The sequence below is a fragment of the Kosmotoga sp. genome (assembly GCF_982836095.1).
This window is the reverse complement of the sequence record NZ_CEYIHJ010000068.1, coordinates 1-8,616: the sequence shown is the minus strand read 5'-3', so window position 1 is coordinate 8,616 and position 8,616 is coordinate 1. Positions and strand designations below refer to the sequence as shown.

The 8,616-nt window shown below is 42.4% G+C and carries 9 protein-coding genes; 2 read left to right on the top strand and 7 right to left on the bottom strand.

Going from position 1 to position 8,616, the window contains the following annotated elements:
* A partial coding sequence (locus AC3LHT_RS05940) for an HAD family hydrolase (protein ID WP_488662265.1) occupies nucleotides 1-460 on the top strand: 460 nt, incomplete at its 5' end.
* Here the strand turns inward: AC3LHT_RS05940 and AC3LHT_RS05935 are convergent.
* Genes AC3LHT_RS05935 through AC3LHT_RS05905 form a run of 7 tightly spaced genes read right to left on the bottom strand, consistent with a single transcriptional unit; the run spans nucleotide 439 to nucleotide 7,928 of the window.
* Nucleotides 439-1,671, bottom strand: coding sequence for an MFS transporter (locus AC3LHT_RS05935; protein ID WP_290646930.1), 1,233 nt, complete (start codon nucleotides 1,669-1,671; stop codon nucleotides 439-441). The genes AC3LHT_RS05940 and AC3LHT_RS05935 overlap by 22 nt on opposite strands.
* A gap of 33 nt (nucleotides 1,672-1,704) precedes the next feature.
* Nucleotides 1,705-2,274 carry a ribosome biogenesis GTP-binding protein YihA/YsxC gene (gene yihA, locus AC3LHT_RS05930; RefSeq protein WP_290646929.1) on the bottom strand — a complete coding sequence of 190 codons (570 nt, stop codon included), beginning with the start codon at nucleotides 2,272-2,274 and terminating at the stop codon, nucleotides 1,705-1,707.
* Nucleotides 2,275-4,632 (bottom strand): endopeptidase La, encoded by a 2,358-nt coding sequence (gene lon / locus AC3LHT_RS05925; RefSeq protein WP_488662264.1) that lies wholly within the window; start codon nucleotides 4,630-4,632, stop codon nucleotides 2,275-2,277.
* Nucleotides 4,633-4,636: 4 nt separating this feature from the next.
* Nucleotides 4,637-5,161 (bottom strand): tRNA (adenosine(37)-N6)-threonylcarbamoyltransferase complex ATPase subunit type 1 TsaE, encoded by a 525-nt coding sequence (tsaE, locus tag AC3LHT_RS05920; protein ID WP_488662263.1) that lies wholly within the window; start codon nucleotides 5,159-5,161, stop codon nucleotides 4,637-4,639.
* The gene (glpK, locus tag AC3LHT_RS05915) at nucleotides 5,119-6,579 is read right to left on the bottom strand and encodes a glycerol kinase GlpK (RefSeq protein WP_290646926.1); all 1,461 of its coding nucleotides are present in this window, start codon (nucleotides 6,577-6,579) and stop codon (nucleotides 5,119-5,121) included. Before glpK ends, tsaE begins: the two co-directional genes overlap by 43 nt.
* Nucleotides 6,580-6,583: 4 nt before the next feature.
* Entirely contained in the window at nucleotides 6,584-7,645 is a 1,062-nt protein-coding gene (locus AC3LHT_RS05910) for a DUF362 domain-containing protein (protein ID WP_488662262.1), read from the bottom strand.
* The gene (locus tag AC3LHT_RS05905; protein ID WP_488662261.1) at nucleotides 7,626-7,928 is read right to left on the bottom strand and encodes a hypothetical protein; all 303 of its coding nucleotides are present in this window, start codon (nucleotides 7,926-7,928) and stop codon (nucleotides 7,626-7,628) included. Before AC3LHT_RS05905 ends, AC3LHT_RS05910 begins: the two co-directional genes overlap by 20 nt.
* A gap of 29 nt (nucleotides 7,929-7,957) precedes the next feature.
* On the opposite strand from AC3LHT_RS05905, the gene AC3LHT_RS05900 reads away from it, so the two are divergent.
* The coding region (locus tag AC3LHT_RS05900) for an amidohydrolase (protein WP_488662260.1) at nucleotides 7,958-8,616 on the top strand (659 nt) is incomplete at its 3' end.

The window sequence follows — 8,616 nt, the reverse complement described above, 5'->3', positions numbered from 1 at the left end:
GTTTGGCATTAACGGAATTTCACCTGAAGAAGCGAGTGCTTTATTTGTCAAAGAGCTTTCGAAGAGAGGGCATTTCCTGTCCGGAGCTGAGAGTTTTCTTAAAAAGCTGAAGGCAATGGGCCAAAGGATGGCTGTGATTACCAATGGAATAAAAAAAGTTCAAGAAAGCAGAAAACAGGCTGCTAAGCTGGAGCGTTTTTTCGAGTTTTTATTGACTTCAGAAGAAGCAGGGAAACCCAAACCTTTCCCGGAGATTTTTCATCTGGCTGCTAGTAAAAGCGGAATCCCACTTGAAGACTCCGTGTACGTTGGGGATAATTTAGAAACGGACTACGCTGGCGCCAAAAACGCTGGAATTGAATTTATCCTCTATCAGCCAGAGCCAATTGAAAAAATCGACGGTCTCGATTTAAAGGTAGCGAGAAATTATGACGAACTTTATGCACTACTGATAGATTGATTATCAACTCTTTTTAGCTTTGCAGGAATATACAGTGACAGCATTCCAAGGCCCATTATGGCCAAAGCCATGCCCACACCGAATTTATCTGCCAGGAACCCCAGTATAGGGGCAAGAACAGCTCCTATTAGGGTTTTTAGTTGCGATTCGGCTGAAAGCCCTGAAGCCATGGTGGTATGTGCAATAGTGTCGCTTAGATAAGCTATGTTCATGGGACGCCTTGCGTTTTCAATGACGAATAGTGCAATAAAAAGCAGTACGGATACGATTCTCAGCATACCGCTATTGAAAACCCCTGCTAAGATTATCGCAAAAGCACCAAATACATATGTGATATTGAGAGCCCTTTCTTTGCCTCCAAAAAGCTTCGCTATTTTCCAGGAGCTTTTTGAAGCGTAACTTGTGAGCAAATACAATACAAAGTACACCACCCCTACGACGATAGATGTGCGCTTCTGAGCTGAAAGGAACGTAAAAAACGGCAGTGCCAGAGCTGTACTTTCGAGAATGGGCTGAAGGTATTCTTTTACCGTTTTATAAAAAGAGTCGAAGAAAGCAGAGTTGAACAACCCTTTGAGCGAATAGCGGCTTCTAAATATCTGGAAAAAGGCTTTCATGGATTCTTTTTTGGAAGTTTTCTTAATATCCCCATCGAGGGTTTTAGGATAGGTGGCGAGGTTCAAAAGGTTTAAAATATAGGGAATAACAGCGACGAGGAAGACCATTTTATATGTTCCGCTGTAAAACACCAAAGCTGCTGCTATGAGAGAGTTTATCGCAGAGCCCAGCTGAGAGAAAGATCTTGTAGCGCCATAGTATTCGATTTTTTTATCCTCCTGGCCCGTAAGGCGTAGATATTCTAATATCATCGCCTTGTGTGTTCCTGTTCTGAAAGCCTCTCCAAGAGCGAATAACACCATAGAGCCGATATACAGGTAGAAGTTAGGAAAAAAGTAGAAGCAGAGAAAGGATATGATGTATGAAACCATTGAGAGAACCATGGAAATGCGCCTGCCATAAAGGTCAGCGATTATCCCGGTAGGAAGTTCAAAGAAATTTATGGCAATTTCTCTCACAGAAAAAAGTGTACCTATCTGCAAAAAAGAAAGCCCCTGTTCTCTAAAAAAGAGCACGATAAAGGGCTCAAAGAATCTTAGATTCTTCAGGAAGCCATAGCTTGCAAATCTCACAAACTGTGTATCTTTATTCAAATTCTCCGCCTCCGCACAAAAAAACGATTAATTTTAAAGAAGTATATTCAACAGCTCCGAGATTCCCTTTCTTGTTTTAGCTGAAACAGGAAAGATAAGCGGAGAACCCCAGGGACCGAGCTCTTCTTTAAAGCTGTTTACCATCTTTGTAAGTTGATTGCCTGAGAGCTTATCCGCTTTTGTCAGCACAGCAACAAAGGGAATGGAATAATACTGGAGCCATTGAAGCATTTCCAGATCTTTCTTCTGAAGGTTGTGCCTTGAATCTAACAGTAATACAACAAGATTCAAATGAGGCCTGGACTCGAAGTAATCTGTGATCAATGCCTGCCAGCGCTTGATTTCCTGATGGGAAGCTTTCGCATAGCCATAACCCGGCAGATCTACAAAGAAGTGCTTTGAATTGATCAGGTAAAAATTTACCGATCTCGTCTTTCCGGGAGTCGAACTAGTGTGGGCAAGCCTCCTCCTGAATATAGCATTCAGGAGGGTGGATTTTCCCACATTTGACCTTCCAGCGAAGGCTATTTCACGTCCTTTAGGTTCTGGATAATCTCCAGGTTTGAAAGCTGTTTTGTACAGTTCAACGGATTTTATGAGCACTTAAATCAGTGCCTCCTTGAGCACTTCGCCTACTTCATCCACAAAGACAAAATTCAAAGCCTTTTTTATTTCATCCGGGACTTTTTCTAGATCTTTTTTATTGGCTTTGGGCAATATGACGGTTTTTATACCGGCTCTGTATGCAGCCATGAGCTTTTCCTTCAAGCCACCAATTGGGAGAACTTTCCCTCTGAGCGTTATTTCACCTGTCATAGCAATATCATGTCTCACTGGCTGCTTAGTTACCGCCGAGATTATAGCGGTTAACAATGTTATTCCCGCCGATGGTCCATCCTTAGGAACAGCACCTTCGGGCACATGTATATGGAAATCCGTACTTTCAAAGAACTTGGAGTACTCCTTTTTATTGCATTGTTTCCGCGCAAGGCTAAGGGCTATTTGTGCGGATTCTTTCATCACGTCTCCAAGTTGGCCGGTGGTAATGAATTTACCCTTTCCTCCGGGAACGGGTAGGACTTCTATATACATTATTTCACCGCCAACAGCTGTCCAGGCAAGACCAGTAACCACTCCGATTTCAGGTTTTTTCCTGAAATCACTGTCGGTGAACCTCGGAACTCCAAGGAAGTCTTCAAGGTTTTTTATGCTAACTTTCACATTTTTAGCGCCTTCTGAAAGTCTCAATGCTGACCGCCTTATAACCTTTGCAAGATTTCTGTCGAGTTTTCTAACGCCAGCTTCCCTGGTGTATTCGCGTATAATTCTCTTTATGGCGCTCTGGGTGATGCTTACTTTTTTGTTGTTCAAAGAGTACTCTTCATAAAGCTTAGGAAGAATATAATCTTTGGCGATGTGTAATTTTTCGGTATCGGTGTAGCCAGCGATCTCGATCACTTCCATCCTGTCTAACAAGGCAGGTGGTATGGTGTAAAGCACGTTTGCTGTCGTTACAAAGAGCACTTTTGATAGATCGAAAGGCAGTTCAAGGAAGTGGTCTGTAAAGCTACTGTTTTGCTCAGGGTCAAGTACCTCAAGCAAAGCTGAGGCTGGATCTCCTTGAAAGCTAATGCCCATTTTATCCACTTCATCAAGCACTAATACGGGATTCTTTACGCCAAGCTTACGTATCGTCTGTATGATTCTTCCCGGTAAAGCACCCACATACGTTCTGCGGTGGCCTCTGATTTCTGCTTCGTCACGCATGCCGCCGAGAGAGATTCTGCCGAATTTCCTGCCCATAGACTCTGCTATAGATCTTCCAAGAGAGGTTTTTCCAACGCCAGGAGGACCTACAAGGCAGAGTATAGGTGCTCTCAGATTTTCTGAAAATTTTCTGGCTGCCAAAAATTCGAGAATACGCTCTTTAACATCCACAAGGCCATAGTGATTTTTATCGAGAAATTCCCTAACTTTTAAGATGTCTATATTATCGCCTGTTTCTTCGTACCAGGGAAGGTTCAATATCCAATCAAGATAGGTTCTTATAACGGTGGCCTCGGCTGAGTAAGGTGACATCTTCTCCAGCCTTGCGATCTCCTGTTCAGCTTTCTCTATTACTTCTTTTGGGTATTTTTTACTGGAGAGCATCTCTTTGAGTTCTCTTACCTCTGTGTCTTCTTCCCCTTCGAGTTCTTCCTGAATGGCTCTCATTTTCTCTCTGAGATAGTATTCTTTTTGATTTTGTTCGATTTTTTCTTTTACCCTCCGCTCAAGTTCTTCTTCAAGAGATAGTATTTCCACTTCTCTGGTAAGAAGCTCCATGAGCAGTTCAAGTCTCTTTCTCGGTGAGGTTTCTTCGAGCAATGCCTGCTTTTCTTCGAGTTTCAAAGGTAACAGGGAAGCTACAAAATCAGCGAATTTATCCGGGTTTGAGGTATCATCCAATGCCAATGTAGCTTCATCAGGAAAGCGCCTGCTAAGGTTCACGTATTTCAAAGCGAGCTCTCTTACTTTCCTTATAAGGGCTTCAAGGGTTTTTGTGGCTTTGTATCTGGGCTTCATAACTTCAACCTTGAACATGAAAGCCCTTTCATGCTCTATAACTTCCACAGCCTTTGCCCGTACCAGCCCTTCAACTAATATCTTGTAGTTACCATCAGGCATTTTCATGAGCTGAACAATCTTCACCACTGTACCGACCTTGTACAGGTCTTCGACTGATGGGTTTTCGGTTTTTATATCTTTTTGTGAGACCAAAAAAAGCAGCTGATTGAATTTAGCGATGGATTCTTCCAGAGCTGTCAGCGATTTTTCGCGCCCTACATACAACGGCATCACTGCGGATGGATATATAAGCATATTTGTTCTTGTAGCTATGGCAGGTAAGATTTTGGGTATAGCCACTTTCTTATCCGAGCCACTTGCAGCTTCTTCGAGTATCTGGAATTTTTGACCCATGTTTTCACCTCCTATCGGTGCTATGAGTTATGTCTTTGTCCTTTTCAAGATTCGAAAGAATCTCCGTCAAGATATGGCTGAGTTTTTTCGATTGAGTTTCCATTTTTAATCTTCTTTTCGATTCGTGTTCATAATATAGACGAATTTTCAAGGTTTCGGTTCTTTGCCACCTTAGTTTCTCGGGCCACTCAACGGCAAGAACCGAATTTTTATCCAACAGCTCATCAAGTCCCAGCTCTGCTATTTCATCCTCGTTTTCCAATCTGTAAAAATCCGCATGAACAAGCTGTAATTGAGAACCAGGATACATGTTTATGAGCGTAAAAGTAGGGCTTCTAACATAATCCGGGGCAATACCAAGACCTTCAGCGAGTCCTTTTACAAATGTGGTTTTGCCTGTCCCGAGATTTCCGTAAAGCAATAGCGTTTCTCCACCTTCAAGCTTCAGGCCTAAAAGCCTGCCGATTCTTTTCAGAGTCTTTTCGTTTACGTTTCCCAGTTCATAGATCTTTTTATCGCTTCTTTCCACCTGTGATATTCTTCCTCCATTTCTCGACCCTTCGGCGTGAAAACAACTTCCGTTTTTCTTTTGTTTTTTAGCAATGTTTTGTCCCAAAGTCCCACAGCCATTCCGGCCAACATGGCGGCACCAAGAGCGGTTGTTTCCTTGATCATGGACCTATCTACGGGAATACCCAGTACCCTTGACTGTAAGTCCATAAGGAAATTATTTCGTGTCATACCGCCATCTACCAGCAAACGCTTTATTTTAATCCCCGTTTCCTTTTCCATAAGTTCTATTATGTCTCTAGTTCTAAAAGCCACATATTCTAAGATAGCCCTTACTATATGGGCTTTGGTTGTTCCACGGGTAAGACCTATGAATAGCCCGCGAGCGGTTGAATCCCAATAAGGTGCCCCCAACCCGGCAAGAGCACCAGAAAAGTATACCCCACCATTGTTTTCTGCTTGTTTTGCAAGTGTTTCAGTTTCCTCAGCAGTGGAAATTAGTCCCAGCCCGTCCCTTAGCCATTTAACAAGCGCTCCAGAAGCGAATATAGAGCCTTCTACAGCATAGGTGATTTCATTTTTTGTCTTCCACCCTATGGTGGTGAGAAGTCCGTTTTTGGAAAACTTAGGCTCATTTCCTGTGTTCATCAAAAGGAATGAACCCGTTCCATAAGTACATTTCATATCTCCCTGGTTAAAAGCGCTTTGGCCAAAGAGAGATGCTTGCTGGTCTCCAGCTATGCCCCCGATAATTGGTCCATAAATAGAGCGACAGAGTTGAGCGGAAGAATCCACAACCTTTGGCAGAAATTCTCGCTTTATTGAGAACAAATCCAGCAACTCTGAATCCCAGTTAAGATCACTTATGTTAAATAGCATGGTTCTTGAGGCATTTGAGTAGTCAGTAATATGCAGCTTTTCTGGTGTGAGATTCCAAATAAGCCAGGAATCAATTGTACCAAATTTGAGAGTCCCACGCTTTGCCGCATTTTTTATTTCCGGAACATTCTTAAGCAGCCATTCCATTTTTGTGGCCGAAAAATAAGGATCAGGACGTAACCCTGTTTTCGAGTGAATAAATTCTTCATGGGTTTTCTTTAATTCTTCAGCACGGTTGCTTGTGCGTCTGCACTGCCAGACTATGGCATTGTAAAGCGCTTTTCCACTTTCAGCATCCCATGCGACAATGGTTTCCCGCTGGTTTGTTATACCTATGGCTTCGATTTCCTTGAAAGAAACCCGAGACTCTTTCACCACTTTTTCAACACAGGACATGGCGGTAAGGACTATATCGTTAGGGTTATGTTCTACCCAGCCCGGTTTCGGATAAATTTGCTCAAATTCCTCTTGTGCCACCGCAACCTGATAGAGTTCCTCGTCAAAGAGTATAGCCCTTGTGCTGCTGGTTCCTTGATCAATTGTAAGAATGTAACCCATCTAATCACCCCTGTAAAATCAATTTCCTCTTTAGCTTTATAGCATCATACTGACAGACTTCATGGCAAACGTAGCATCTTATGCACTTTGAGTAATCGATTTTCTTTAGCGCAACGGAAATGGCTGAAACCGGGCAATGCTCCGCACATTCCCCGCAATTGACACATTTATTCTTGTCAATTGTAGGAATCCTTGACAACAATTTTGAAAATAAAGATGGCCTGTTTATGGGCCGGATGCCATCGGGCAGCTTGAAATCAATCACCGCCGGTGAATCACCCTGTATTTCATACGCAGGAGTAAGTCCCAATTTTTTGGCAAAGAAAATAGTTGGAACCATTTCTATTGGTATCTCGTACAATCTGGCAATAGCATCATCCAGAGCAAATCCGCTCTCACTAACCGCCACAATTTCGTAATTCGCTACTTTTCCATTGGAAGGCCCATTTCCATGCATTCCTATTACACCATCGAGAATGTTCAATTTTGGATTCAACAATCTATGCAGTTCAATGAGCATATTTGCAAAACGTTCTCTTGTAATTGCCTTTACGTGCCAAATTTGTTTTTCAGAACCTACAATACAGCCGAATGTGTTTTTCACCGCCAGAGTTAGGGTCATAAGCGAGTGTGTTTTTAGCTTTGGCAAGTTTACGAGGGAATCCGCTTCCAATACCTGCTTTGCTACTCTGAACTCTTTTAGCGTATTATTGGTGTTTTTTAGTTTTTGAGGATCGCTGAAAGTTACAAGCTTTACCCCGTATTTTTTGCATACCTCTTCAATGCCACTTTTGGCAGCAGCTTTTTGGGTATTGCCATTTGCAGGGCTATCACCAATCACCAAATTCAGCCCCATGTCCTGAAATAATTCTATAACGGCAGCGAGAAAAGAAGGGTGTGTTGTAACGCCTGCTTCAGGGTTTCTCCCGGTGAGCAGGTTGGGCTTTAATAGCACTTTTTCGCCTCGAGTAAACAAACTTTCAATGTGCAGACTTTCAAAACTTTCCTGTAGCTTTGCTTTTACCTGTGAATAGTCAGGACAACGTTTAATTATCACCCTGGTCATGGTTTTCATTCTCTGCATTATCGGCTTTATGGTTTTTGGGATATATTATTCTTTTTTTTCTGCGTCTGTCATCTACCACATAATTGGCACCTTCAGGAAGTTCAAAGGTGTTTTGAGAAAGAACTTCGATTATCAGATCTTCAGGTAGCGAAGTGATTGCCCATAGATCACTAAGGTAAAGCCTCCCGGAATTTCTAATTGGTGCTTTTTGCAGGGCAGATGCCACCCCTTTTACCAGACTTTCTTCTATTTTTGGCTTTTCATTGTTTGTCTCAAAATTCATATGAGCACCTCCAGGTTGAGGGTTGTTTTTTGTGCTATATTGTTATTAGTTCACTGACAATTATACCTCAAGAGGTGGTGATTACCCTGAAAGGAAATTCGCTTCCGATTGAATTAAGGCACAAGCTTCATATGTATCCTGAAGGTGGACACAAGGAATTCAAAACGAAGAACATTCTGTTGGAATTTATCAATGATTTGAATTGTAAGAACTTGAAAATCTATCAACTACTTAAGACTGCTATTTTGGTTGAGTACACTTTCAAGGCAGGAGATGCTTATACGCTTTTCAGAGCTGATATGGATGCTCTACCCATAGAAGAAAAAACCGGTGTGGAGTTTCATTCAAAACACTCCGGCTGGATGCACGCTTGTGGACACGATGTGCACATGGCTGTACTTTTCGGTCTAATTCAAAGAGTTTGCGAAGATCTTCCAAATAAAAATATACTATTCCTTTTTCAACCCGCTGAAGAGGGTCCGGGGGGCGCAAAGCCCATTTTAGAATCCGGTGTTCTCGATAGATACACCATAAAGGCAGCCTTTGCCTTGCATGTTAATGCCGAGTATGACCTCGGTACTGTCGCTTCTAAAGATGGCGTGATTTTCGCCAGCCCAACAGAATTTGAAATCAGGTTTCGAGGAAAATCTACACACGGTTCCACACCAAGCAAGGGAAAGGATACAAT

What these genes read in the sequence shown, in the direction of transcription:
- AC3LHT_RS05905 (WP_488662261.1), bottom strand. Translation starts at nt 7,928, where the DNA reads ATGAATTTTGAGACAAACAATGAAAAGCCAAAAATAGAAGAAAGTCTG.
- glpK (WP_290646926.1), bottom strand. Translation starts at nt 6,579, where the DNA reads ATGGGTTACATTCTTACAATTGATCAAGGAACCAGCAGCACAAGGGCT.
- lon (WP_488662264.1), bottom strand. Translation starts at nt 4,632, where the DNA reads ATGGGTCAAAAATTCCAGATACTCGAAGAAGCTGCAAGTGGCTCGGAT.
- AC3LHT_RS05910 (WP_488662262.1), bottom strand. Translation starts at nt 7,645, where the DNA reads ATGACCAGGGTGATAATTAAACGTTGTCCTGACTATTCACAGGTAAAA.